At 64.0% G+C, this 25288-nt stretch carries 26 protein-coding genes; 14 read left to right on the top strand and 12 right to left on the bottom strand.

Annotated elements, in window-relative coordinates:
• Window positions 1–2 precede the first annotated feature (2 nt).
• Window positions 3–506 carry a DUF3455 domain-containing protein gene (locus IVB31_RS23525; RefSeq protein WP_247328275.1) on the bottom strand — a complete coding sequence of 168 codons (504 nt, stop codon included), beginning with the start codon at window positions 504–506 and terminating at the stop codon, window positions 3–5.
• A gap of 98 nt (window positions 507–604) precedes the next feature.
• The gene (locus IVB31_RS23520) at window positions 605–1819 is read right to left on the bottom strand and encodes an NADP-dependent isocitrate dehydrogenase (RefSeq protein WP_247328271.1); all 1215 of its coding nucleotides are present in this window, start codon (window positions 1817–1819) and stop codon (window positions 605–607) included.
• Between the two features lie 342 nt (window positions 1820–2161).
• On the opposite strand from IVB31_RS23520, the gene IVB31_RS23515 reads away from it, so the two are divergent.
• A complete protein-coding gene (locus IVB31_RS23515; protein WP_247328268.1) occupies window positions 2162–3358 on the top strand; it encodes a TrmJ/YjtD family RNA methyltransferase in 1197 nt (398 codons plus the stop codon).
• Between the two features lie 117 nt (window positions 3359–3475).
• On the opposite strand, the gene IVB31_RS23510 is transcribed toward IVB31_RS23515, so the two are convergent.
• Genes IVB31_RS23510 through mddA form a run of 4 tightly spaced genes read right to left on the bottom strand, consistent with a single transcriptional unit; the run spans window position 3476 to window position 6661 of the window.
• The gene (locus tag IVB31_RS23510) at window positions 3476–4225 is read right to left on the bottom strand and encodes a hypothetical protein (protein ID WP_247328264.1); all 750 of its coding nucleotides are present in this window, start codon (window positions 4223–4225) and stop codon (window positions 3476–3478) included.
• A 26-nt stretch (window positions 4226–4251) separates the two neighbouring features.
• A complete protein-coding gene (locus tag IVB31_RS23505; protein ID WP_247328262.1) occupies window positions 4252–5229 on the bottom strand; it encodes an NADPH:quinone oxidoreductase family protein in 978 nt (325 codons plus the stop codon).
• Window positions 5226–5882, bottom strand: coding sequence for a LuxR family transcriptional regulator (locus tag IVB31_RS23500; RefSeq protein WP_247328259.1), 657 nt, complete (start codon window positions 5880–5882; stop codon window positions 5226–5228). Before IVB31_RS23500 ends, IVB31_RS23505 begins: the two co-directional genes overlap by 4 nt.
• Window positions 5879–6661 carry a methanethiol S-methyltransferase gene (mddA, locus tag IVB31_RS23495; RefSeq protein ID WP_247328257.1) on the bottom strand — a complete coding sequence of 261 codons (783 nt, stop codon included), beginning with the start codon at window positions 6659–6661 and terminating at the stop codon, window positions 5879–5881. Before mddA ends, IVB31_RS23500 begins: the two co-directional genes overlap by 4 nt.
• Window positions 6662–6809: 148 nt before the next feature.
• On the opposite strand from mddA, the gene IVB31_RS23490 reads away from it, so the two are divergent.
• Window positions 6810–8369 (top strand): alpha/beta fold hydrolase, encoded by a 1560-nt coding sequence (locus IVB31_RS23490; RefSeq protein WP_247328254.1) that lies wholly within the window; start codon window positions 6810–6812, stop codon window positions 8367–8369.
• A gap of 114 nt (window positions 8370–8483) precedes the next feature.
• Here IVB31_RS23490 and IVB31_RS23485 read toward each other — a convergent pair whose 3' ends face one another.
• Complete coding sequence (locus tag IVB31_RS23485; RefSeq protein ID WP_247328252.1) at window positions 8484–9134, bottom strand: TetR/AcrR family transcriptional regulator; 651 nt, start codon at window positions 9132–9134, stop codon at window positions 8484–8486.
• 246 nt (window positions 9135–9380) lie between these two features.
• Between IVB31_RS23485 and IVB31_RS23480 the strand changes: the two genes are divergently transcribed.
• From IVB31_RS23480 to IVB31_RS23470, 3 genes are read left to right on the top strand one after another with little or no spacing between them, the layout of a single operon-like run.
• Window positions 9381–9923: an OsmC family protein gene (locus tag IVB31_RS23480; RefSeq protein WP_247328250.1), complete on the top strand. Its 543-nt coding sequence runs from the start codon at window positions 9381–9383 to the stop codon at window positions 9921–9923.
• Window positions 9924–9958: 35 nt separating this feature from the next.
• Window positions 9959–11071: an acyl-CoA dehydrogenase family protein gene (locus IVB31_RS23475; protein WP_247328247.1), complete on the top strand. Its 1113-nt coding sequence runs from the start codon at window positions 9959–9961 to the stop codon at window positions 11069–11071.
• Between the two features lie 54 nt (window positions 11072–11125).
• Window positions 11126–12004 carry a sulfurtransferase gene (locus IVB31_RS23470; protein WP_247328245.1) on the top strand — a complete coding sequence of 293 codons (879 nt, stop codon included), beginning with the start codon at window positions 11126–11128 and terminating at the stop codon, window positions 12002–12004.
• A gap of 6 nt (window positions 12005–12010) precedes the next feature.
• Here IVB31_RS23470 and IVB31_RS23465 read toward each other — a convergent pair whose 3' ends face one another.
• On the bottom strand, window positions 12011–13939 hold the full coding sequence (locus IVB31_RS23465) for a sigma 54-interacting transcriptional regulator (RefSeq protein ID WP_247328243.1): 1929 nt from the start codon (window positions 13937–13939) through the stop codon (window positions 12011–12013).
• Window positions 13940–14097: 158 nt separating this feature from the next.
• Between IVB31_RS23465 and IVB31_RS23460 the strand changes: the two genes are divergently transcribed.
• The 4 genes from IVB31_RS23460 (at window position 14098) to cynS (ending at window position 17913) form a co-directional block, all read left to right on the top strand.
• Window positions 14098–15477: a CmpA/NrtA family ABC transporter substrate-binding protein gene (locus IVB31_RS23460; protein WP_247328241.1), complete on the top strand. Its 1380-nt coding sequence runs from the start codon at window positions 14098–14100 to the stop codon at window positions 15475–15477.
• A 169-nt stretch (window positions 15478–15646) separates the two neighbouring features.
• Window positions 15647–16486 (top strand): nitrate ABC transporter permease, encoded by an 840-nt coding sequence (ntrB, locus tag IVB31_RS23455; RefSeq protein WP_247328239.1) that lies wholly within the window; start codon window positions 15647–15649, stop codon window positions 16484–16486.
• Window positions 16487–16491: 5 nt separating this feature from the next.
• Window positions 16492–17415, top strand: coding sequence for an ABC transporter ATP-binding protein (locus IVB31_RS23450; RefSeq protein WP_247328236.1), 924 nt, complete (start codon window positions 16492–16494; stop codon window positions 17413–17415).
• 15 nt (window positions 17416–17430) lie between these two features.
• Window positions 17431–17913, top strand: coding sequence for a cyanase (gene cynS, locus IVB31_RS23445; protein WP_247328234.1), 483 nt, complete (start codon window positions 17431–17433; stop codon window positions 17911–17913).
• A gap of 74 nt (window positions 17914–17987) precedes the next feature.
• Here cynS and purB read toward each other — a convergent pair whose 3' ends face one another.
• Window positions 17988–19430, bottom strand: a complete 1443-nt coding sequence (gene purB / locus IVB31_RS23440; protein ID WP_346730893.1) for an adenylosuccinate lyase — start codon at window positions 19428–19430, stop codon at window positions 17988–17990.
• Window positions 19431–19524: 94 nt separating this feature from the next.
• On the bottom strand, window positions 19525–19848 hold the full coding sequence (locus tag IVB31_RS23435; RefSeq protein WP_247328230.1) for a DUF1476 domain-containing protein: 324 nt from the start codon (window positions 19846–19848) through the stop codon (window positions 19525–19527).
• A 309-nt stretch (window positions 19849–20157) separates the two neighbouring features.
• Between IVB31_RS23435 and purC the strand changes: the two genes are divergently transcribed.
• The 3 genes from purC to IVB31_RS23420 are packed head-to-tail and all read left to right on the top strand — an operon-like array spanning window position 20158 to window position 21421.
• Window positions 20158–20925, top strand: a complete 768-nt coding sequence (gene purC / locus IVB31_RS23430) for a phosphoribosylaminoimidazolesuccinocarboxamide synthase (RefSeq protein ID WP_247328228.1) — start codon at window positions 20158–20160, stop codon at window positions 20923–20925.
• A 10-nt stretch (window positions 20926–20935) separates the two neighbouring features.
• Window positions 20936–21178, top strand: coding sequence for a phosphoribosylformylglycinamidine synthase subunit PurS (gene purS, locus IVB31_RS23425; protein WP_211378127.1), 243 nt, complete (start codon window positions 20936–20938; stop codon window positions 21176–21178).
• Between the two features lie 9 nt (window positions 21179–21187).
• Window positions 21188–21421 carry a hypothetical protein gene (locus IVB31_RS23420; RefSeq protein WP_247328224.1) on the top strand — a complete coding sequence of 78 codons (234 nt, stop codon included), beginning with the start codon at window positions 21188–21190 and terminating at the stop codon, window positions 21419–21421.
• 9 nt (window positions 21422–21430) lie between these two features.
• On the opposite strand, the gene IVB31_RS23415 is transcribed toward IVB31_RS23420, so the two are convergent.
• The gene (locus tag IVB31_RS23415; protein WP_247328221.1) at window positions 21431–22447 is read right to left on the bottom strand and encodes a magnesium and cobalt transport protein CorA; all 1017 of its coding nucleotides are present in this window, start codon (window positions 22445–22447) and stop codon (window positions 21431–21433) included.
• A 165-nt stretch (window positions 22448–22612) separates the two neighbouring features.
• Between IVB31_RS23415 and purQ the strand changes: the two genes are divergently transcribed.
• Both purQ and IVB31_RS23405 read left to right on the top strand, forming a co-directional pair.
• Entirely contained in the window at window positions 22613–23314 is a 702-nt protein-coding gene (gene purQ, locus IVB31_RS23410; RefSeq protein ID WP_247328219.1) for a phosphoribosylformylglycinamidine synthase subunit PurQ, read from the top strand.
• Complete coding sequence (locus tag IVB31_RS23405; RefSeq protein ID WP_247328216.1) at window positions 23311–24282, top strand: tripartite tricarboxylate transporter substrate binding protein BugD; 972 nt, start codon at window positions 23311–23313, stop codon at window positions 24280–24282. The genes purQ and IVB31_RS23405 overlap by 4 nt, the downstream gene beginning before the upstream one ends.
• Window positions 24283–24294: 12 nt before the next feature.
• On the opposite strand, the gene IVB31_RS23400 is transcribed toward IVB31_RS23405, so the two are convergent.
• Window positions 24295–25251 (bottom strand): DMT family transporter, encoded by a 957-nt coding sequence (locus tag IVB31_RS23400; RefSeq protein ID WP_247328214.1) that lies wholly within the window; start codon window positions 25249–25251, stop codon window positions 24295–24297.
• Between the last annotated feature and the right edge of the window lie 37 nt (window positions 25252–25288).

The raw sequence follows: 25288 nt of genomic DNA, 5'->3' as shown, positions 1-25288 counted from the left end.
GGTCAGCCCTTCTTCAGGAAAACATACTCGGCCGAGTAGGGCGCGCTTTTGAACTCGCCGGCCTTGTCGCAAGCGCCGTCGAGCTTGCCGCCATGGGTGTTGATGCGCTGAACCGTGGTGACTGGTGTGAACACGCCGTTGCCGCGGCGGGAGGCGACCTCCAGCTTCAGCCAGGGAATATCAGCGGCCGTGGCGCCCGGCGCGTTGCCGATGGCCTTGCCCACCACCGCGCTGCCGTCGGCATGCTCCCAGTTCGGGCCGGCATAATGCCGGCCGACAGTCTTGCCCTCGGCGAGCAGCGTGGCGATCGGCTCGCGAAAAGCCCAGGCGAGCTTGCCGTCGGTGCCGGCCCTGCACTCATAGACCTGCGCGCCCTCGGCGTGGACGCTGAGGACTGTGGTCTCGCCGGGCGCGGCGATGGCGTCGGGGAGCGCGTCGGCGGCGAATGCGGGCCCAGCCATCGCGGCGAGCAGCATCAGGCAGGGGACGGCAAGCTTGATCGACATGGTCGCATCTCCGCGCGAGGGGTCTCAAAAAGAACGGGCCGCGCTTGCGGCGCGGCCCGTGATGATGCTCGCCCCAGTCGGGCGAAATTGCGGACGGCTTACGCCGCCAACGCTTTCGTGAGGTTCTCGGCGACCTTGTCGAGGAACCCGGTGGTCGAGAGCCAGCGCTGGTCGGCGCCGACCAGCAGCGCGAGGTCCTTGGTCATGTAGCCTTCCTCGACGGTGTCGACGCAGACCTTCTCCAGGGTGAGGGCGAACTTGGCGAGCTCGGCATTGTTGTCGAGCTTGGCGCGGTGCGACAGGCCACGGGTCCAGGCGAAGATCGAGGCGATCGAGTTGGTCGAGGTCTCCTTGCCTTTCTGGTGCTCGCGGTAGTGGCGGGTCACCGTGCCGTGGGCGGCTTCGGCTTCCACCGTCTTGCCGTCCGGGGTGAGCAGCACCGAGGTCATCAGGCCGAGCGAGCCGTAGCCCTGCGCGACCGTGTCGGACTGCACGTCGCCGTCGTAATTCTTGCAGGCCCAGACATAGCCGCCCGACCATTTCAGGGCCGACGCCACCATGTCGTCGATCAGGCGGTGCTCGTAGGTCAGGCCCTTGGCCTCGAATTCTGTCTTGAACTCGCGGTCGTAGACGTCCTGGAAGATGTCCTTGAAGCGGCCGTCATAGACCTTGAGGATCGTGTTCTTGGTCGAGAGGTAGACCGGATAGCCGCGCAGCAGGCCGTAGTTCAGCGAGGCGCGGGCGAAGTCGATGATGGAATCATCGAGGTTGTACATTCCCATCGCGACGCCGGCATCGGGAGCCTTGAACACTTCCTTTTCGATCACGGTGCCGTCGGCGCCGACGAACTTCATCGACAGGGTGCCTGCACCGGGGAACTTGAAGTCGGTGGCGCGGTACTGGTCGCCATAGGCGTGGCGGCCAATGATGATCGGCTTGGTCCAGCCGGGAACGAGGCGCGGCACGTTCTTGCAGATGATCGGCTCGCGGAAGATCACGCCGCCGAGGATGTTGCGGATGGTGCCGTTCGGCGACTTCCACATCTGCTTGAGGTTGAACTCCTTCACCCTGGCCTCGTCCGGGGTGATGGTGGCGCACTTGACGCCGACGCCGACCTTCTTGATGGCCTCGGCGGCGTCGATGGTCACCTGATCGTTGGTCTCGTCGCGGTATTCCATCCCCAGATCGAAATACAGCAGCTCGACATCGAGGTACGGGTTGATCAGCTTGTCCTTGATGTACTGCCAGATGATCCGGGTCATCTCGTCGCCATCGAGTTCGACGACGGGGTTGGACACCTTGATTTTTGCCATGATCGGAGAAGCCTCTTGAGAACGGCGCCCGGGGGGCGCGAACGGGAATATCGCGGCGTCATAGCACCTGATAGCAGCGGGCGAAAGCCAAGTGATTATGCACTTTTAGCTCATCCAGCCTCCACGGATGGGGGGCGGGCTGGCGCCAAACCGCGGGGGCCGGGGTGAAGTTTCAGGCGAGATTCAAAAGTCGAATCCAACCCGTTATTTCCCTTGAGAATTTCGTCAGGACAGGCAAACGACAGGCGAACGGGAAAGCCGGCCCCCCAAGGCCGGCTTTGAATCAATACCTGAAGAGCGACTTGCCAAGGCATTGGAGAGTCAGCGTGAAAGCGAGACGAGATGTCGGGGACTGACAAGAGCAAGGCGGGCCTTTCCCTCGACGGTCCCATCGTGATCCTGGTCGAGCCGCAGCTGGGTGAAAACATCGGCATGGCCGCGCGCGCCATGGGCAATTTTGCGCTGGGCGCCTTGCGCATCGTCAACCCCCGCGACGGCTGGCCGAACATCGCGGCCCAGCGGGCGGCGGCCGGTGCCGACCACATTCTGGAAAAGGTCGAATTGTTCGCCACGGTCGGTGAGGCCGTCGCCGATCTCGATTTGCTGTTCGCCACCACCGCCCGGCCGCATGACCAGGCCAAGCCGGTGGTCGGGCCGGAAGCTGCCGCAGCCGAGATCGCCGGTCACGTCGCGACCGGGGGCAAGGCCGGCATCCTGTTCGGCCGCGAGCGCTGGGGCCTGACCAACGAGGAGGTCGGACTCGCCAACCGCATCATCACCTTCCCGGTCAATCCGGGCTTTGCCTCGCTCAACCTTGCCCAGGCCGTGCTCCTGGTGGGCTATGAATGGTTCAAGCGCGCGACCTCCGGCGAGCTGCCGCACGCCATGCCCGAGCGTTCCGAGCGCGCCTCGCAGCACCAGATGGGGGCCTTCTTCGACAACCTCATCCGCGAGCTCGACCGGGTCGAATTTTTGCGACCCGCCGAAAAGCGCGACACCATGCTGGTGAACCTGCGCAACATTTTCAGCCGGATGGAGCCGACCAAGCAGGACATGCACACCTTGCACGGGGTCGTCATGGCGATCGCCGAAGGCCGCAAGGGTCCTGCGAAGGGCGGCGTGCTCGACGGCGAGCAGGCCACGCGCCTGCGCGCGCTGCTCGCCGAGCACGGGCAGGGCGGCGGTGTGCCCGACAGCGGCTCGACCGTGCGCGGCCTCGCCCGCCTGCTCCGCCGCAACCCCACCGACGCCGAGCGCCTGCTCTGGCAGGCCCTGACCCGCGACCGCCGCTTCGCAGGAGCGTTCAAGCGCCAGACCCCGGTCGGCCGGCACATCCCGGACTTCGTCTCGTTCCCGCACCGGATCGCGATCGAACTGGTGAACCCCGGCGAGGGCGAGACGATCGCTGCGGACCGCGCGTCGCGGCGGGCGTGGCTGGAGGCGCGGGACTATCGGGTGATCGAGATGCGGGCGGCGGATGTGGAGCGGGATATTGAGGCGGAGCTGGTGCGGCTGCAGGCGATGATCGAGAGCGCGTAGCAAGCTTCGTAGGGTGGGTTAGCCTTGCGGCTGCGCGAAGCGCAGTCCGCGAGGCGTAACCCACCATGCTTCAGCGATTGCGGAGGGAGGTGGTGGATTACGCTTCGCTAATCCACCCTACGAAGCGCGCCCGAGCTGCACCTCGCGCTCGACCGCGATCCATGTTGTCCTCGCCACGGCCAGCAACCGCCCGGCTTCATTGAGGATCGCGGCCTCCGCCGCGCGTTTGCGGCCGTCGCGACCTGTCGGCCACGCCGTGATGATGCAGCGCTCGCCGGGGCGCGGGCGCGTTTCGATGCGGGCGGACATCCGGCCCAGCAGCAGTGGCGTCTTGTCGAAACTGCCGCTCTGCTGATCGCAATTGCAGGCAAAGCCGGTGGGACAATCGAGCGCGGACCAGAGAAATTCGGGGGCGATCAGACCGTCCGCAGCGGCCAGACTCGGATCGGGTGTCCAGCTCGCCGCAAGAACGGCGGTATGACGTCCGAGCGGTCCGGCGAAAATGCGCAGGCCGTCTCCCTTCGCTCTTGCGGGACCGCAGACGAAGCAGGTCGGCAGCGGATGCTCGTGCGGCTTGACCGGGGTCAGCAATTCGGCGGCGCAGGCCTCTTCGAAGCTGGCTTTTTCCAGACGCGCAAGCTCGACGCTTGCCGGTCGCGCGGTCGCGACGATGTTGCCGCCGTCGCGAAGCTGCCATGTGCCCTCGTCCGTGGCGATGGCATCGAGCGGCTTGTCCAGGGGAGGCGGGGCGCGCAGCGTCACCTCCGCAGCCCCGGGAATGTGCCGGGCCAGTCGGCCGCAGACATAGCCGCCATTCCCGGAGTTCGGAGGACCGCAAAAGCGCTTGTCGATGATGATGGGTGTCATCGTTCTCTCTTCCTCGTCGGTGCACTCTACCTGATCTTGAGGACAATTCGTCCCTGAACCGTCCGGTCGGCCACGGCGCGCATGGCCTTCCCCGCCTCCTCCAAAGGGAGGACGCGATCGATATGCGGGCGGATTTTTCCCTCGGCCAGCAATTGCATCAGCCTGTCGTTCATCCGTGCGGCATCGGCGGAAAATTTCTCGGCCCAGGCGCCGACGAAGACACCGAGGATGGAATAGTTCTTCAGAAGCGGCAGGTTCATCGGGATCTGTGGAATCTCGCCGCTGGTGAAGCCGATCGGCATCAGCCGTCCGCCCCATTTCATCTGCCGGGCCATCTGCTCGAAGATCGCACCGCCGATATTGTCGAAGCCGATGTCGATGCCTTCTCCTGACGTGATCGCCTTGATCCGGTTGCGCAGATCTTCGCTGCGATAGTTGACGATTTCGCTGGCGCCGTAGCTTCGTACCAGGGCCGCCTTGTCGTCGGAGCCGACACCGGCGATGACGCGCAAGCCCAGATGGCTGCCGAGATCGACGGCGGCGAGTCCGACCCCGCCGGCCGCGCCCGTGACGAGGAGTGTTTCGCCACGCTGCGCCCGTGCGCGTTCGACCAGCGCGTAATAGGCCGTGCCGTAATTGTGCAGCACCGTCGCTGCAGTTTCGAAGGCGACGCCATCAGGCAGATGCACGCTCTTCGATTCCTTCGCGGTCATCCGTTCGGCGTAGCCGCCGGTCCAGCTGCTGCACGCCACGCGATCGCCGGGAGCAAATGCCGTGACCCTGTCGCCGGCCGCGACGACGACACCGGACGCCTCCGTGCCGGGCACGAAGGGCGTCGGCGGCCGCATCTGGTAGAGGCCGGAGACCATCAATTGGTCCATGAAACTGACCGAGGCCGCGTGGACGTCGATGAGAATCTCGTCGAGGGCAGGCTTCGGCTCATCGAACTCACTGAGGCGCAAATCGCCTGGTCCGCTGAACGACGTGCATAGCACCGCTCTCATCGTGACTCTCCGGCTTCTCTCAATGGCGTTGCATATCCCGCGACGAGCTTGACGAAATCGGCCTGTCGCGCGGTACCGGTCTTTTCGAAGAGATGACGGACATGCGTCCTGATCGTCGTCGCGGCAACGCCGAGAGCTGCGGCCACTTGGGGAATGCCGCCGAGTTCGACGATCGCGAGCAGGACCCGCAACTCCATCGGCGTCAGCTTGAACGCGTGACGGAGCGCTTCCGAACGAGGTGGCATGGCAAGTGCCGCCTTGCGAACGAACAACGCGGCCGCGGCGCTGTAGGCGGCGCCCGCATGCAGGCGCGCGCCTGACGTCAGCGGCAGCACATGGGCGACGTAGCGATCCCCGTCCAGCCCGATCATCGGCATTGCGATTCCGCTGGTAGCGGGGACCGAATCGCCATGTCCGCTGGCCGCGAAGACCCGCCGCAATGTCTGGCTGACCGCGGGATCGCAGGCCACCAGGTGCCCGCGGATCTCAAGCAGGACGTTGCATGCGTCGAGAATGGCTTGCCCGGCCGTATTGGCGTGAACGAGACGCGCGGTCGCGTCGACGAGATACAGACCGACGTCGAGTCCATCGAGCGTATCGGCAAATGTGGCGGCATCCACAGACGTTCTGGGAAGAGGGAACAGCGCGTTCATCGCGGTGCTCCCACGGGCCGGCGATCTTCCGGCTTGCGGCGACCGAAGAGACGCGGCACCAGCATGGGAACGCGCCGGCGATACTCTTGATAGGTGATGCCGAACTCGGCGATCAGATCCCGTTCCTCGAATTGCAGCCCGACCAGGATGTAGGCCGTGTTTGCGATCGCGAACAGCAAATGGCCGGCGGTCATCTCGGGCGTGGCCCAGAACGCGATCAAAAAACCCAGCATGAGCGGATGCCGCACGATCTTGTAGAGCAGCGGCGTCCTGAACGATTGACCTGATATCTCGGCCCCGCGCAGCGCGACGAAGGCCTGGCGCAGACCAAACAGATCGAAATGATCGATCATGTAGGTCGAGGCGAACACGATCACCCAGCCGAGCCAATGCACGCCGGTCAGCAACCAGGCGGCAATTCCGTCGATCTGCCAGACGGGGGTCGGGATCGGACGCCATTGCCAGAACAGCAGCAACAGGATCAGGCTGGAGAGCAGCACGTAGGTGCTGCGCTGGCAGGCCGCTGGAAGGAGTTTTGTCATCCTTCGTTTGAAGGATGGGCGCGCCATGACGCTGTGCTGGATGGCAAACAGGCCCAGCAGCAGCAGGTCGACGACGATGGCCTCGCCCAAATTCGTCCGGCGGCCGACGTCAATCGAGTTGTCGATTGATTTGGGCACGACATAATTGCCGACGAAACCGAGCGCGTAGAGAAATGAAACCGTGAATACGGCATAGCTGACGATGGCGTAGAGCAGGATTGCGAGGCGCGAGAGCATGTTTTTTCCTATTGTGCCTGATGCAGCGGTGCCGCATGCAGGAGGCTGAACCGCTCGCGGGCGGTCAGGCTCTATCTGGCCCGACTCGTATCGGTGGACCGTCCCCTGCGCGTCCCCCGGGGACGCCGACGGGGGAGAGAGGACTTCCATGACGGCCTTCACGCTCGGGACGTTCGGGTTCCCGGAGGTCCACGCCGACGACCGCCCGATCAAGCTGAACCTGCGCAAGGGTCTTGCGCTGCTGATCTATCTCGCGGAGGCCAAGGGCGCCGTCGCGCGCGACGTGATTGCCGCCCTGCTGTGGCCTGAAACTGCCCGCGAGACGGGCCTCGCGCGATTGCGGCGCCTGCTTCACCGCATTGAGCTCACGCTCGGCCAGCCGGTTTTCGAGACTGACCGCACCAGCGTGAGATGCTCCCCAGCCGCCGAGTTGAAGATCGACTCGCATCTGTTCGAGAGCGCCTGCGATCGTGGGGACTTTGAGGAGGCCTGCCTGATCTATCGGGGTGACTTCCTCGCGGGCTTCGCTCTGGACGACTGTCCCGAATTCGACGATTGGACGTTCTTTCGGCGGGAGGCGCTGAGGGGACGGCTCGTGCACGCGCTCGAACGTCTGGTGCAGGAAAAGAATGCCGCCGGCGACCATTTTGCCGCGACAGTGCATGCGGGACGCCTGGTCGAACTCGATCCGCTCAGCGAGGTCTATGGCCGGCATCTGGTGCGCAGCCTTTTGCTGGCCGGCGACCGAAGCGCGGCTGAACGGCACCATGCGGCATTGATACAGCGGCTGCGCGACGAGCTTGGCGTCGCGCCGGAAGCCGAGACCGAGACGCTCTTGGACCCCGGCGCGGCTTCGTCGCTCGCCGCCGTTCCGACGACGCGCTACGTCAAGGGCGCCGGTGTGCATCTGGCGTATCAAACCTATGGAAGCGGTCCACTCGACATTTTGGTGATGCCCGGCTTCGTCTCGCATGTGGAACGCGCCTGGGAGCATCCCGCGAGCCGGACGTTTCTGGCCTCACTGATGAAGCTGGGGCGGCTGATCGTTTTCGATCGTCGTGGCATCGGGCTGTCCGACCGGGTCGGATCGGCGCCTGACATGGACGTCACCGCGGAGGACATCGGCACCGTGCTGCGGGCGGCTGATGCACGCCGCGTCGTGCTGTTTGGCGCGTCCGAATGCGGGCCGGCCTGCATCAAATTCGCAGTCGATGAACCGCGTCTCGTGGCCGGGCTCATCCTGTTCGGCGCATTGGCCAAGGGTTGCTGGTCACAGGACTATCCGCACGCGTTGCGCGCCAGCCAATACGACGCCTGGAGCAAACATCTCATCGCGCAATGGGGAGGTCCGGTGGGAATTGAAACCTTCGCGCCGAGCCTTGCCGGCGATCCCCAGGCGCGCGCCTGGTGGGCTGGGCTGCTGCGCGCGGCGTCCAGTCCCGGCGGCATCTCGGCGGTGTTGGAGGCCTTTCGCGACGCCGACGTGCGGCATCTTCTGGCGCAGATTGCGGTGCCGACGCTGGTGCTGCATCGTCGGGACGACAAGGCTGTGCGGATCGCGGCCGGCCGTGATGTGGCGAGCCGGATCCGTGGTGCGGAATTCGTCGAACTCGACGGCCACGATCATTGGTTCTTTGCGGGCGATCAACAGCCGGTGCTCGATGCGATCAAGCGGTTTACGGGGACTTTGCCGAGGCGCATTTCGTAGGGTGGGTTAGCCCCGGGCTGCGCGAAGCGCAGTCCCTTGGCGTAACCCACCACTTCTTGCTCCGCGTTGAGAGCGAAGAGGTGGATTACGCCTTCGGCTAATCCACCCTACGGCCTACACCGCTTCTAACTGATCCGCCGCGCGCTTCTTCTTCGCCTTCGACTGGCTGAGCAGGGGGCCGGCAGTGAGCGCTGCCGTATCCGCCACGCCCGGGTCGCGCGAGATCATCGCGGCGACGATCGCGCCGTCGATCAAAAGCCCGAGCTGATGCGCCAGCACGACCGGCTCGCTCGAGCCGAGCTCGCCGGCGAGCTTCTCGATGTGGCCGAGCACGATCTTCTTGTGCTTCAGCGCGATGTTGCGGAACAGCTTCTGGTCCTTGTCGTGCTCGCCGACCGCGTTGATGAAGGGGCAGCCGTAGAAGCGCTCTTCGGCGAACCAGGTCTTCAGCGCCGGGAAGATGCGCGAGAGCTTCGCCTGCGCGTCGCCGCCGCCGTCTTCCATGGCGCCGATGAACCATTCGCGCCACTGCTTGCCTTCGCTTTCCAGCACCGCGTTGACGAGATTGGTCTTGGAGCCGAACAGCTTGTAGAGTGTCGTCTTCGCGGTGCCGGCTTCCGCGATGATCGCGTCGATGCCGGTGGCGTTGATTCCGTTCTTGCAGAACAGATGCGTCGCGGCGCTGAGCAGGCGCCCGCGCGCGGATTCGTCTTCGCCAGCACCGGCGTGGGGCGAATTGGATTTTTTCTTTGACGTCTTTGTCATGAGTCCAAACTTACTCGCAGCCGCGGCGCATCAGCAAGCCGCTTCTGTTCTGCGCTGAAAAGATTCGCACGGCAAAGCGCATCTGCATCGCCTTTGAGCAAGCGGCGGCTGATCAATCCGCAGGCAGGGCTCGCTAAGCGGCTCCAATGCCTCGCCTTTTGTTTTTGGACTTCTCTGGCACGCTCCATGCAAGGAAACAGACCGTTCGGTATCCTGCCGGATTCCACGGCTGCCAGGGAGAAAATGATGACTGCCGTCGTTCAAAAGACAGTGCTGACGGGTTGCCTCGCGCCCATCGACAAGAATGGGCTCGAGCAACTGATCGCCAACGGCAAGGCCAATCCGAAGGTCATCAAGACCTTGAAATGCAAGACGGTCGCGGAAGGAAAATTCCGCCACGCCAACTACATCCGCAATCTGCAGCCCTATATCGTCGACGAGCCGCCGGGGTTACTCGGTGATGACACCGCGCCAAACCCGTCGGAAGCCTCGCTCGCCGCGCTCGGCTCCTGCCTCGCGGTCGGCCTGCACGCCAACGCCGTGCACCGCGGCTGGATCGTCAACAAGCTCGAGCTCGAGCTCGAAGGCGACCTCAACATCACCGCGGTCTGGGGCACCGGCGACGTCTCCGACAAGCCCGTCGGCTTCACCGACGTGCGCGTCAAGGTCGACATGGAGTGCGACGGCATCTCGCAGGACGAGATCAATGCGCTGGTCGCCCATGTGAAGCAATGGTCGCCGGTCGCCAACACCTTCACCCGCCCGGTCAATCTCGAGGTCGGCGTCTGAGCTGATCACAACAGGACAAGGTGCGGGAGACGATCATGGGTTCACTGGCTTTATCACGGGCCGAAGTTTTGGATCAGCCCGCACCGTCCATTGCCGGCGAGGTGGCGCGCATCGCGAAGGAGCAGCTCGCGCCACTCGCCGCCGGGATCGATGAGGGATCGGTCTATCCGGCCGAGGTGCTGCGCAAGTTCGGCGCCGTCGGCGCTTGGGGCAGTCACGTGCCCCACGAAGGCCCCGCGGATTTGCGTTGCGCCATCCAGGCGATGGCCGCGATCGGCGAGGTCTGCGGCGCGACGGCGTTCATGGCCTGGTGCCAGAACACGCTGGTCTGGTACGCCGCCAATTCGACCAACATGAAGCTCGCAAGACGTTTCGGCGACGGCTTCTCGACCGGTCGGGTGCTCGGCGGCACCGGGCTCTCCAATCCGATGAAGAGCTTCTTCGGCATCGAGAAACTGAAATTGAAGGGACGCAAGGTCGATGGCGGCTACGTCGTGCGCGGTGCGCTGCCATGGGTCTCCAATCTCGGGCCCGATCATTATTTCGGCACCATCTTCGAGCGCGAGGACGAGCCGGGCGCTGTGATGTTTCTTGCCGATTGCGCCGATCCCGCGATCACGCTGGCGCCGTGCAAGCCGTTTCTCGCGATGGACGGCACCGGCACCTATGGCGTGCAGTTCCGCGATGTCTTCGTGCCGGATGAGCTGATCCTCGCCGATCCCGCCGGGCCCTTTGTCAAGAAGATCCGCGCCGGCTTCATTTTGCTCCAGGCCGGCATGGCGCTCGGCCTCATCAGGGATTGCATCAACATCATGGACGAGGTGGACAATCCGCTCGGCCACATCAACCGCTATCTGCCGCAGCAACCGGTGCACTTCCGCGATCTCGCCGCCGAGCTGGAAGCGGAGACGATGGCGCTGGCGCGCGATCCCTACAACGAGGAGGAAACCTATTGGCGCAAGGTGATCGCGCTCAGGCTTCGTGCCGGCGAAGCCAGTGTCGCGGCGGCGCATGCGGCGATGCTGCATTGTGGCGCGCGCGGCTATCTCAAAAGCCACCGTGCGCAGCGGCGCCTGCGCGAGGCCTATTTCGTCGCGATCGTCACGCCGGCCACCAAGCAGCTGCGCAAGATGCTCGCCGATTCCTGAGCTTCACGAGTCCACCCGGAAGACCACCACTTAACCTCAATGGAGAGGCTGCCAATGACGGACGTTCTGATCTCTGCCAGCGAACTTGCCGATCTCTTGAAGACCGAGCCCTGTGTCGTCATCGACACCCGCAACCCCGACGCCTACGGCGCCGGGCACCTCCCCAACGCCGTGAACGTGCATGAGATTTTCACGTTCCTTGCGACCTCGACGCCGGAAGGCATGAGCGAGCTGAAGACCAAGTTCGCCGACGCCTTTGGCGCTGCCGGCCTCTCGGGCAAGGAAACGGCCGTCATCTACGAGCAGTCGATGGCTTCCGGCTTCGGCCAGTCCTGCCGCGGCTATTATCTGCTCACCATGCTCGGCTATCCCAAGATCAAGGTGCTGCATGGCGGCTTCGATGCCTGGGCGGGAGCGGGCCTCCCGGTGACGAAGGATGTTCCGGCACCGGCGAAGGCCTCGTTCTCGATCGTGCCTGAAGCGGGCGATATCCTGATCGACGCGAAGACCATGTTAGGAGCGGTCGGCAAACCCGGCATCGCCATTCTCGACGTGCGCGACGTCGACGAATGGATCGGTGACAGCTCGTCGCCCTACGGCAAGGATTTCTGCCCGCGCAAGGGTCGCATCCCCGGCGCGGTCTGGCTGGAATGGTATCGCATGATGAAGCCGACCGGCGAGGGCCCGCGCTTCAAGTCCAAGGACGAGATTCTGGCGGAATGCGCCACCGTCGGCATCTCGACGACGACACCGGTCTATCTCTACTGCTTCAAGGGCGCGCGGGCCTCGAACACGTTCCTGGCGCTCAAGAATGCCGGCGTGAAGGACGTGCGGATGTATTTCGGCTCCTGGAACGAGTGGTCGCGCGATCCGTCGCTGCCGATCGAGCAGGGGCTGCCGATCGCATCGGAGGTCACGACCAAGGCGGCGTGATCGCCGCTAGCCGAGGGCCCGCGGACGAGGCGCAATCCCCAGCGCCTTGATCCGCGAGGCCAGCGTGGTCGGCTTGATGTCCAGCATGTCCGCCGCCCCGCCGGGTCCGAACACTTTCCCCGCGCAGGCATCGAGCGCGGCCAGGATGTTGGCGCGCTCGTGGTCGCGCATCTCCGACGATGTCATCACGACCGGGCGCGCATCGGCCTTCTGGCGCGCGGCTCCCGGCGTGGGCTGAACGCCAGACCCCTCCGGCAGATCGATACGCAGCCGGCCGTTCTGCGACAGGATCGCCGCCCGCTCGATCACGTTCTGCAATTCTCGCACGTTGCCCGGCCAGTCGTAGCGGGTCAGTCGCCGCGCATCACCCTCCGACAGGCGCAAATTGGACTTCAGCGCCTTGCTCTCGCGCGTCAGGAAATGCTGCGCCAGCGGGGGAATGTCCTCGCGTCGTTCGCGCAACGGCACGGTCTCGATCGGGAACACGTTGAGGCGGAAATAGAGGTCCTCGCGAAAACGGCCGCGCTGGACCTCCTGCTTGAGATCGCGGTTGGTCGCGGCGATGACGCGGACATCGACCGCGCGCGTGCGTTCCTCGCCGACGCGCTCGAAATTGCCTTCCTGCAACACCCGCAGCAGCTTGCCCTGCAGTTCCAGCGGAATCTCACCGACCTCGTCGAGAAACAGCGTGCCGCCATCAGCCAGTTCGAAGCGGCCGATGCGGTCGCGCGTCGCGCCGGTGAAGGCGCCGCGGACATGGCCGAAGAACTCGCTCTCGAACAATTCGCGCGGGATCGCCGCGCAATTGACGCGGATCAGCGGGCGGTCGCTGCGAGTGGAGTCCTCGTGGATGGCGCGCGCGATCAACTCCTTGCCGGTGCCGGATTCGCCGGTGACCATCACCGCCGCGGCGGTCGGGGCCACCAGCTTTACCTGGCGCAGCGTCTTCTGGATCGCCTCGCTCCGGCCGATGATGCCGCGCGGATTGGTCTCGATGCGGATTTCCTCCTGGAGATAGGCGTTTTCCAGTTCAAGGCGTTCGCGCAGGCGGTCGACTTCAGTGAGTGCGGCGTGCAGCTTCTCGTCCGCCTCGCGCCGCTGGCTAACGTCGCGAAACACGACGACGGCGCCGACCACAACGCCGCGGTCGCGAATGGGCGTGGAAGTGTATTCGACCCAGGCCGGCGAGCCGTCCTTGCGCCAGAACACCTCGCCATCGACCTGATGCACCGCGCCGTCGCGGAACGCCGCGTAGATCGGGCAATCGTGGTTGTGATAGTGCCGGCCATCATGATGGGTGTGATGCATGATGGGGTGGATTTCCTTGCCAACCAGCTCCTCGGCGGTCCAGCCCAGCATGCGCTCGGCCGCAGGATTGACGAAGGTGGTCTTGCCCTCGGAATTGACGCCATAGATGCCTTCGCCGGCGGCCCGCAGGATCAACTGGTTCTCGCGCTCGATGTCCTGGAACACGCGTTCGACCCGCTGCCAGGTCGCAATCCCGCTGCGCATGTGATCTTCGGCGGCGGCGTCGACATTGCGGCGGCGGCGGGCTTCGAGATCGGTGAGGGTGAGCTGCACCAGCGTGCGCCCGTCATGGGGCAGGACGCAGCCCGCATATTCCAGCCGGAGCTTCTGTCCGGTGGCGTGGCGGGGATTCAGCGCGGTGCTCCAGTAGGCGCCCTTGTGCAGCACGGCCTGGGTGAAGACGGTCAGCGCCGGAAGCTCGCCGGCATGCAGCGTGCTCGCTCTGGTCTGCCGTAGCAAGGCACGGTCGTAGCCGAGCAGGGTGCAGGCGGCCGGATTGGCCTCAATGATCTCATCCCCATAGGGATCGATCAGCAGCGTGGCCTCGACCGAGGCTTCGAACGCCGCGACGCGAGGGTCGAGCGTCTCGGGGAGGTCGTCATGCACAAGCATCGGCGTTGTTGTCATTACGAAATCTCGTGATCAAGCTACGATATTTCGTTTATCACGAGTTTTCGTAGCAGCCAAAAGAATGCAAAAGTGCTGCGTCATCAAGGCACTGGCCAGCGGGGAAGCGGTGGCATGCTCTTTGCGTAATTCCTTCCGGCAACGACGCAGGAGGTCCGATGTCCATATTCGACAATCCGTTCGATCCCGATCGCAACCTTCGAGCCGGCTGTCCCTGTGGCCAGCACCAGTCCGCAGCGGAGCACGACCAGGCCACAGCGATGCGCTGCGAGCCGGTCGAGAGCGAGGAGAAGCGCTACGAGGGCGTCGTCGCCTCGGCGGTGATGCGCGCGATGTTTCCGCAGGATGTGGCGCGGCGCGCTTTCCTGAAATCGATCGGCGCGTCCACAGCGCTGGCGGCGCTGTCGCAGTTCTTCCCGATCAAGACCGCGACCGAGGTCTTTGCGCAAACGGGAGCGCCCGAGAAGAAGGACCTCAAGGTCGGCTTCATCCCGATCACCTGCGCCACGCCGATCATCATGGCGGCGCCGCTGGGCTTCTATGCCAAGCACGGCCTCAACGTCGACGTGGTCAAGACCGCGGGCTGGGCCGTCATCCGCGACAAGACCATCAACAAGGAATACGACGCCGCGCACATGCTGGCGCCAATGCCGATCGCGATCTCGCTGGGCCTTGGCGCCAACGCCATTCCGTTTGCCGTGCCGGCGATCGAGAACATCAACGGACAGGGCATCGTGCTCGCGACCAAGCACAAGGACAAGCGCGACCCGAAAGACTGGAAGGGGATGAAGTTCGCCATTCCCTTCGACTATTCCATGCACAATTATTTGCTGCGCTATTATCTCGCCGAGCACGGCATCGACCCCGATACCGACGTGCAGCTGCGCTCGGTGCCACCGCCGGAGATGGTCGCGAATTTGCGCGCCGACAACATCGACGGCTTCCTCGCGCCCGACAACATCTGCCAGCGCGCGATCTATGACGGCGTCGGCTTCATGCATCTGCTGTCGAAGGAGATCTGGGACGGCCATCCGTGCTGCAGCTTTGCCGCCAGCCGCGAGTTCATCACCACGGCGCCAAACAGCTTTGCGGCGCTGACGCGCGCGATCGTCGATGCCACCGCCTATGCGTCGAAAGCGGAGAACCGCAAGCAGATCGCGGAGGCGATCGCGCCGGCCAATTACATCAATGCGCCGGTCACCGTGCTGGAGCAGGTCTTGACCGGCACCTATGCCGACGGCCTCGGCGGCGTGAAGACCGACGCAAAGCGTGTCGATTTCGATCCGTTCCCCTGGCAGTCGTTTGCGGTGTGGATGCTGACGCAGATGAAGCGCTGGGGCCAGATCAAAGGCGACGTCGACTACAAGGCGGTGGCGGAGCAGGTATATCTGGCGACGGATACCAAGAAGCTAATGATCGAGATGGGCCTGTCGCCGCCGGCGAGTGCGTACAAATCGTTCGCGGTGATGGGCAAGACGTTCGATCCGGAGAAGCCCGAGGATTATGTGGCGAGCTTCAAGATCAGGAAGGCGTCGTGAGGCCGTCTGTTCCCTCCCCATCGTCGTCCCGGCGAAGGCCGGGACCTATACCGCGGAATCTATCGATTGCGATCGGTAGCAGTACCGAACAACGTGTCTTCGCCAAACTCCTCGTTGGGGTTATGGGTCCCGGCCTTCGCCGGGACGACGTGTGGAGAAGGCTTGCGAAATGAACGCTTCCCTCCGTCTCCGCGCCGGCCTCGTCTCGATCGTGCTGCTGGCCGCGTTTCTCGGCATCTGGCACCTCGCCACGCGCTCGACCGGCACCGTTGCCACGATGAGCCCGGAGTATGCCAAGCTGATGGGCCTGACCGCAACGCAGGATAAATCCGCGATGCCGGGGCCGCTCGACGTCGGCGCAAAGCTCTGGGAGCATTTGAGGCGGCCGTTCTACGACAACGGGCCGAACGACAAGGGGCTCGGCATCCAGCTCGGCTATTCGATCGCGCGCGTCGGCACCGGCTATTTCCTGGCCGTGCTCGTCGCTATTCCGCTCGGCTTCCTGATCGGCATGTCGCCGCTGCTCAGCAAGGCGCTGGATCCCTTCATCCAGGTACTCAAGCCGATCTCGCCGCTGGCCTGGATGCCGCTCGCGCTCTACACCATCAAGGATTCCTCGATCTCGGCGATCTTCGTGATCTTCATCTGCTCGATTTGGCCGATGCTGCTCAACACCGTCTTTGGCGTGGCCAGCGTGCGCAAGGAATGGATCAACGTCGCGCGCACGCTGGAGGTCGGCACGTTCAGGCGCGCCTTCACCGTGATCCTGCCGGCGGCGGCACCGACGATCCTGACCGGCATGCGCATCTCGATCGGCATCGCCTGGCTCGTGATCGTGGCCGCCGAAATGCTCGTGGGCGGCACCGGCATCGGCTATTTCGTCTGGAACGAGTGGAACAACCTCTCGATCACCAATGTCATCATTGCGATCCTGCTGATCGGGGTCGTCGGCATGCTGCTCGACCAGATCCTTGCGCGCTTCACGCGCATGGTCACGTTTCCGGAGTAGCTGATGTGACCGGCAAATTCATCTCCATCGAAGGCATCGCAAAACGCTATCCGGGCGCAGGCGGTTCTACGACCGCCGTGTTCGAGAATTTGTGGCTGTCCATGGCGCGCGGCGAGTTCTGCTGCGTGATCGGCCATTCCGGCTGCGGCAAGACCACCGTGCTGAATATCCTTGCCGGCCTCGATGCGCCGAGCGAGGGCGCCGTCATCGTCGACGGGCAGGCGATCTCGGGCACCAGCCTCGACCGCGCCGTGATCTTCCAGAGCCATGCGCTGCTGCCCTGGCGCACCGTGCTCGGCAACGTCGGCTACGCTGTGAGCTCGAAATGGCGAAGCTGGGATCGCGCCAAGGTCAGGGCGCATGCGCAGACCTTCATCGATCTGGTCGGCCTCACCGGCTCCGAGCACAAGCGCCCCTCGGAATTGTCGGGTGGCATGAAGCAGCGCGTCGGCATCGCGCGAGCACTGTCGATCACGCCGAAGATGATGCTGATGGACGAGCCGTTCTCAGCGCTCGACGCGTTGACGCGCGGCACGCTCCAGGACGAGGTGCGCCGGATTTGTCTGGAGACCGGGCAGACCGCGTTCATGATCACCCATGACGTCGACGAGGCGATTTATCTGGCCGACAAGATATTTCTGATGACCAACGGGCCCGGCGCGGTGCTCGCGGAAGTCGTCGAGAATCCGCTGCCCAGGGACCGGGGCCGCACCGATCTGCACCGCCATCCGCTGTACTATGCGCTGCGCAACCACATCATCGATTTCCTGGTGACGCGCAGCAAGAGTTTCACCGCCGAGAAACCCGATCACGATCCGCGCAATGTGCCCGTGGTGCACATCGGCAAGCCCGGACTGACGATTGCGTCCGGTAGTGACGAGCAACGACAGACCTGGATACCCGGGACCAGTCCCGGACTGACTGCCTGAAACGGAGACCCTGACATGAAACGCGAAGACCTCACCGAAAAACTGCTCGACATCAAGCGCGAGAAGGGCTGGAGCTGGAAACATATCTGCGAGAAGATCGGCGGCTATTCCGAAGTGCTGATCGTCGGCGCGATCCTGGGGCAGATGAAGCTGACAAAGCCGCAGGCCGCGAACGCCGCTGAATTGTTCGGCTTGTCCAAGTCCGAGACCACCATGCTCAACGAGACGCCGATGCGCGGCATGCCGATGCCGCCGACCGATCCCTTGATCTATCGCTTCTACGAGCTGGTGATGGTCAACGGCCCGGCATGGAAAGCGCTGATCGAGGAAGAGTACGGCGACGGCATCATGTCGGCGATCGACTTCGACATGGTGATGGAGCGACTGCCCAACCCGAAGGGCGACCGCGTCAAGATCACCATGAGCGGCAAATTTTTGCCGTACAAATATTACGGCGCCAGCGGCAACGTGCCGGAGTACGGGTTCAAGGAGGAGTAAGAGGGCGAATAGGGAATTGCGAGTAGCGATTGTTTTTTTCCCATTCGCTATTCGCCATTCACTATTCGCAGTTCTCAGAGGATCGCGCCAGGCGTGTAGCTGGCCGCTTCAGGTTTGGCCCGCGCGAGAGCATCGACCTGCTCGGCGAAGTGATCGACCTGAGCGCCGGCGTCGCCGGAATTGGCGCGACCGTGATCGAGCACGCTCTGCAATTCGACCGCGCTGAGGCCGAGACGCTGATCGGCGGCGAGACGCTGGAGCAGGTCGTTCTGCACGATCTTGCCGGTGCGCAGGTCGCGAATGGCCGCGACCGCGTGTTCCTTGATCGCCTCGTGCGCGCCTTCACGGCCGGCACCCTTCTTCACCGCTTCCATCATGACCGTGGTGGTCAGCAGGAAGGGCAGGTAACGGTTGAGCTCGGTCGCGACGACGGCGTCGAACACCTCCATCTGGTCGAGCACGGAGAGCAGGGTCTCGATCAGGCCGTCCATGGCGAGGAAGGCATCAGGCAGCATCACGCGGCGGACGACGGAGCAGGAAACGTCGCCTTCGTTCCACTGGTCGCCGGCGAGGCCTGCGGCCATGGCGAGATAGCCCTTCAACACCACATGCAGGCCGTTGATGCGCTCGCAGGAGCGGCTGTTCATCTTGTGAGGCATCGCGGAAGAGCCGACCTGGCCCTTGGCAAAGCCTTCGCTGGCGAGTTCATAGCCGGCCATCAGGCGCAACGTCTTGGCGAAGCTGCCCGGTCCGCTGGCGAGATCGACCAGCACGCTGACCGCACGGAAGTCGAGGCTGCGCGGATAGACCTGGCCGACGGCATCAAAACTCTTGGGCAGACCGAGGTGGACGAGGATGCGCTGTTCCAGCGCGCGGGCCTTGCCGGCATCGCCATTGAACAGGGTGATCTGGTCGAGCCGCGTGCCCACCGCGCCCTTCAGGCCGCGCGCGGGATAGGTGTCGAGCACATTGACCACGCTCTGATGCGCCAGCAGCATCTCTTCACCGAACATGGCGATGCGCTTGCCGAGCGTCGTGACCTGCGCGGCCACGTTATGCGTGCGCGCCGTGAACGGCATGTCGCGCAATTGCCTTGCATGCTTCGCAAAACGGATCAGCGCAGCGATGCTCTTGGTCTCGATGAGCTGGAGTCCGCGGTAGACCTGCAACTGCTCCACGTTCTCGGTAAGGTCGCGGCTGGTCATGCCCTTGTGGAGGTGCTCATGACCGGCGAGTTCGCAGAACTCCTCGATGCGCGCCTTGACGTCGTGCCGGGTGACCCGCTCGCGGCGCATGATGGATTCGAGGTTGATCTGGTCCTTCACGCGCTCGTAGCTTTCGATCACGCCGTCTGGCACCGGAATGCCGAGATCGCGCTGACCCTTCAGCACCGCAATCCAGTAGTCGCGTTCGAGGCGAACCTTGCCTTCGCCACTCCAGATGGCGCGCATGGCGGGAGACGCATAGCGTTCGGCGAGGACGTTGGAGATGTGATCTTTGGTGTGATCCTGGGGCATGCTGCCCATTTGGCATTGCCCGGGGCCGGCTGCAAGGCTGTTATGGAGGGAGCGGCGGGCGGGCTTCCGTTGCCATTCGTCGCTCCCTTTTGGTTTATTTCCCGGCCTTTACCTCGGCAGCCGCCACGGCGATCAATTCGCTCATCCTGGCGCGAATCGCCTGTTCGGTGATCGCCACGTTCTTGGCGGCGAAATCGCCCATGACCTTGCGCAGGACGTCGGCATCGCCGGCTTCCTCGAAGTCGGCCGCGACCACTTCCTTTGCGTACGCCGTGGCGGCCTCACCGCTGATTCCGAGCTTTTCGGCCGCCCACAGCCCGAGCAGCCGGTTGCGGCGGGCTTCCGCCCTGAACTTCTGCTCCTCGTCGAGCGCAAACTTCTTCTCGAAGCCTTCCTCGCGCTTGTCCAACGTGCTCATGCCTGTTCCAATTCCCTGCTGACCGGACCCCGCGGCCCTCGTTGCGAGAGCCCCGGTGCGTGCCTAGATAGGGGGCACGAATCGGCAAAACAACGAGCCGTTAAGCCGCAGGCAAGATGGTATAAGTTTGATGCCGGACGGCTGGATCGATTGTGCTGCGACTGCCAATCGGATAGGTTGCCTAAGGCTTGGTTCCCGTTCTGTTTCTATGGGTTCCGGGCCGTTCACGGCAGCTCCGCTGTGGGTCGCAGGTCTCGTCAACCGGAGCACACCAGATACATGGATTTCAACAAAACACGGTACATCCCCATGAGCCGTCGGCGTCGCATTTATGAAGGCAAGGCAAAGGTTCTTTACGAAGGCCCGGAGCCCGGTACCCTGATCCAGCACTTCAAGGATGACGCCACCGCGTTCAATGCCAAAAAGCATCAGGTGATCGAGGGCAAGGGTGTCCTCAACAACCGGATCTCGGAGTACCTGTTTCAGCACCTCAACGACATCGGGGTGCCGACCCATTTCATCCGCCGCCTCAACATGCGCGAGCAGCTGATTCGCGAAGTCGAGATCGTGCCGCTGGAAGTGGTGGTGCGGAACGTCGCCGCTGGCTCGCTGTCGCAGCGCCTCGGCATCGAGGAGGGCACGCAGCTGCCCCGTTCGATCATCGAATTCTACTACAAGAACGACCAGCTCAACGACCCCATGGTGTCGGAAGAGCACATCACCGCGTTCGGTTGGGCGACGCCGCAGGAGATCGACGACATCATGGCGCTCGCCATCCGTGTCAACGACTTCCTCACGGGCCTCTTCCTCGGCATCGGCATCCGCCTCGTCGACTTCAAGATGGAGTGCGGCCGGCTGTTCGAGAACGAGATGATGCGGATCATCGTCGCCGACGAGATCTCGCCGGATAGCTGCCGTCTGTGGGACATCAAGTCGAACGAGAAGCTCGACAAGGATCGTTTCCGCAGGGATCTCGGCGGCCTCCTGGAGGCCTATACCGAAGTTGCAAGACGCCTCGGCATCCTCATGGAGAACGAGCGTCCGGCGGGCTCCGGTCCGGTGCTGGTGAAGAGCTAAGAGGTTTGACGTGAAGGCACGTGTTACCGTGACGTTGAAAACGGGCATCCTCGATCCGCAGGGCAAGGCGATCGAGGGTGCGTTGAAGTCGCTCGGCGTCGACGGCGTCGCCAGCGTCCGCCAGGGCAAGGTGTTCGATATCGAGCTCGCCGGCGCAGATAAGGCCAAGGCCGAAGCTGCGCTGAAGGACGCCGCCGACAAGCTGTTGGCGAATACCGTGATCGAGAACTATGCGATCGAGATGAAAGGCTGAGAGATCGCGATGGCCGAGGTCAGCAACGAGTTGATCTTTGAAGTTTTGAAGCAAGTGCAACAGAGGCTCGATCGCGTCGATCAGAAGATCGACGAGGTCAAGTCGGGGGTGAACGCCCTTCGAGGCCATCAGATTTCGATGCAGCAGGACCTTCAGAACGTGTGCGGAATACTCGGACGTTCTGACGTGCGGCTCGATCACATCGAGCGCAGACTTGAGCTGAGCGAAGTTCCTGCGTCATAACTCTGCGCTTCACAGCCATCCGACGCGACGGAAGCGCCAGTACAAGCCGGCGCAGGTGAGCGCCATCATTCCCATCACGACGAAGTAGCTGTATTCCCATTGCAGCTCCGGGATGTATTTGAAATTCATCCCGTAGATGCCGGCGACTGCGGTCGGGACGGCGAGGATCGCAAGCCACGAGGCGAGCTTCTTCGACACCGCGGTTTCCTGCGCCTGTCCGACCAGCAGGCTTGCCTCGAAGGCGAAGGCCAGCACCTCGCGCATGGAATCGATGCGCTCCTGGATGTTGCGGACGTGGTCGGTGACGTCGCGGAACAGTGGCCGCATGGTCGGCCGCACCATCGACAGCTCGTCATGCTCCAGCCGGCGGCAGACCTCCACCAGCGGCCCGATCGCGTTGCGCAGCCGCAAGAGGTCACGGCGCAGCATGTAGAGCCGCTCGATCTGCGCCTTGGTAATCGCGGTTGCGAGCACGTAGTCCTCGATCTCCTCGACCTCTTCGTGAATGCTCTCGAGCACCGGCGAGTAATTGTCGACGATGAAATCGAGGATCGCATAGAGGATGTAATCCTCGCCGCGGGCCAGCGCCCGCGGGCAGCTCTCGCAGCGCTCGCGCACCGCCGTGTAGGACGTCGAGGCGCCGTGGCGCACCGAAACCAGATAGCCGTCACCGATGAAAATGTGAGTTTCGCCGAAAACGATCCGGCCTTCGATCAGTTGCGCGGTGCGCGCCACGATGAACAGGGCCTCGCCATATTGCTCGATCTTCGGCCGTTGATGGGCGTTGTTGGCGTCCTCGATGGCGAGCTCGTGCAGGTCGAATTGCTTCTGCACCGCGCCGAGCAGCGCCATGTCCGGCTCGTGCAGGCCGATCCAGACCACGTGGCCGGGTTTTGCCCGCCAGCTCGAGGCTTCGCTGATGGCGATATTGGCGACGCGACGGCCGTCGACATAGGCACCGGCGGCGACGACGCCCTCGGCGGACACCGGCTCGGAGAGGGATGCGGGCAGCGACGGGACATTCATGGCTTCAATCCCGGGCAAGTCGGTCGGCCGAATGGCGGGCTATGGCCTGTGCACAACGCTCACTGGCAAGGCTAGCACTGGTAAAATCCCCGTCAAATGGTTATGTCTGCTGGCGATTTGGCAGCCGTGCCAGCCCCATTTCAATCCTCGTTCGGAACCTCTGCCATGAAAGCCGCCATCCTCGTCTTTCCGGGAATCAACCGTGAGCGCGACATGGCGCGCGCGCTGAAGCTGATCTCGGGTCATGAACCGGCGATGGTCTGGCATGCCGAGACTTCGCTACCTGCAGGCACCGATCTCGTGGTCGTTCCCGGCGGCTTCTCCTATGGCGACTATTTACGCTGTGGCGCAATCGCCGCGCGTGCGCCGGTAATGGATGCGGTGCGCGACTACGCGGCCAAGGGCGGCCTCGTGCTCGGCGTCTGCAACGGCTTTCAGATTCTCTGCGAATCCGGCCTGCTGCCGGGCGTCCTGATGCGCAATGCGCGGCTGAAATTCATCTGCCACGACGTGCATCTGCGCGTCGAGCGCTCCGACACGCCGTTCACCCGCGGCTACAACGCCGGCCAGGTGATCCGCGTGCCGGTCGCTCATGGCGAGGGCAATTACGAGGCGGACGACGAGACCATCAAGCGGCTCGAAGGCGACGGGCGGGTGCTCTATCGCTACTGCTCCGCCGACGGCGTCGTGGACGAGAGCCACAACATCAACGGCGCGGCGCATTCCATCGCCGGCCTCGTCAACGACAAGGGCAACGTGCTCGGCATGATGCCGCATCCGGAAAACCACGTCGAAGACATCATGGGTTGCACCGATGGCCGCGGCCTGTTCGCCGGCCTCGTCCAGCATCTGGAAAAGGCCGCGTGATTTCACTCATGCTGAAGCGATCTGTCGCCGCGCTGGCGGCCGTCTTGTTCGCGAGCGCCGCGTTTGCGCAGGATTTTCCCAAGCGTCCGATCACGATGATCGTGCCGTTCGCGGCCGGCGGCACCTCGGACGTGATCGCGCGCACCGTCGCCGAGCAGATGGGCATCGCGCTCGGCCAGACCATCGTGATCGAGAATGTCGCGGGCGCCGGCGGCTCGACCGCGCTGGCGCGCGCCTCCCGCGCCGAGCCTGACGGCTACACCATCGCGATCGGCAATGCCGGCACCAACGCCGCGACCTACACGATCTATCCAAAACTGCCGTTCACGCCGGAGTCCTTCGTGCCGATCGCCATGGTCGCCAAGACCTTCGGCATCATCGCGCTGCGCAAGGACTTTCCGGCAAAGGACCTCAAGGAGTTCATCGCCTACGCCAAGGCCAACCCTGGCAAGATCAATCTCGGCCATGCCGGCGTTGGCTCGTCGAACTATTTGATCTGCAAGAGCTTCGTCACAGCCACCGGGATCGACGCGACGCTGGTCGGCTATCGCGGCGCCGCGCCCGCGCTCACCGATGCGATCGGCGGCCAGATCGACGGCGTCTGCGATGCGGCGGCCTCCGTCTCGCAGTCGATCGACGAGAAGCTGGTGCGGGGGCTCGTGGTCGGCTCGACCGTGCGGCTGGTCACATTGCCGGATTTGCCAACGTCTGCTGAAGCGGGCCTGCCCGAATTCGAGGCGCAGGGCTGGAACGGCCTGTTCGCCCCCAAGGGCACGCCGGCGGCCGTCATCGCCCGGCTGAACGCTGCCGCGCGCACGGCGGTGGAGAGCGAGGCGGTGAAGAAACGTTTCGCCGGCCTGTCGACCGTTGCGCCCGACGACAACGAGCATGCGCCAGAGCTGCTTCAGCAACTCGTGACCCGCGACGTCGAGAAGTACCGGAAGATGCTGGCTGACGACGCCAAGTAACAGTATTTCACGCTACCGCAGCTTCAGCCGTTCCGTCGGCACTGTCATCGCGGCAACCCCCGCCATCACCAGCACCAATCCCAGCGCCAGATTCGACGGCACGCTCTCGCCGAGCAGCAGCACGGACAGGCCGACACCGATCGGGATGCGCAGATAGCCTTGCGCGTTCGTCGTCAGCGTGCCGAGCCGGCCGAGGCACATGTAGAACAGCATCAGCCCGATCGCACTGGAGACGATGCCCATGACGATGGTGGCAATGATCGCCGTCGGCGTCGGGTGCAGCGTCCAGGGCTGGTCGATGAGGAGCGAAGGCGGCAGCAGCACCAGGCCGCCGAACAGCAGCGAGCCGGCCGCCACCACCATCGGGTCGTATTCGGATAGCCTGAGGCCGAAGATCGTCGCGCAGGCAAAGGAGATGGTGGCAAGCAGGATCGCGATCTCGGCCACGATCTCGCTTCCGAAGCCGCGCAGCGCGTCGAGCCCGACGACGACGATTGTGCCGGCAAGGCCGAGGATCGCGCCTGCGAGCTTCAACAACGTTGCCGGCTCGTGCCGCGTGATCAGCGAGGTGATCAGGAAGGCGAAGATCGGCGTCGTCGAGGCCAGCACCACCGTGTTGGAGGCCGGCACATATTGCTGCGACCAGGTGATGATCAGGAACGGAAAGGTCGAGTTGATCAATTGCTGGGTCGCGAACAGCTTCCAGGCCTTGGCGTCGGTCGGGATCCTGACGCCGCGCATCCACAGGATGGCGAACAGGAAGGCCGCCGCGATCAGCGAGCGCGCCGAGATGAAGGTAACCGGCGGGATCGTGGGAAGCGCCAGCTTGGCCAGCGGGTAGGTCGAGCTCCAGCAGCAGGCGAGCGCGACCAGCAGCGCATAGTCGCGCCAGTTGCGTGCGCCGGTGGCGGCCGTGGACGGCCATGGCGAGGCCGTGGCGCGACCTGCCCTTGATGTGCTCTGCGGCACCTTGGTCTTGCTCCCCGGCGCGACAGCGCTCGGCTAA

Source organism: Bradyrhizobium sp. 21 (assembly GCF_023073335.1).
GTDB lineage: Bacteria > Pseudomonadota > Alphaproteobacteria > Rhizobiales > Xanthobacteraceae > Bradyrhizobium.
The sequence above is the reverse complement of the archived record's forward strand: the minus strand, read 5'-3'. Positions and strand labels throughout refer to the sequence as shown.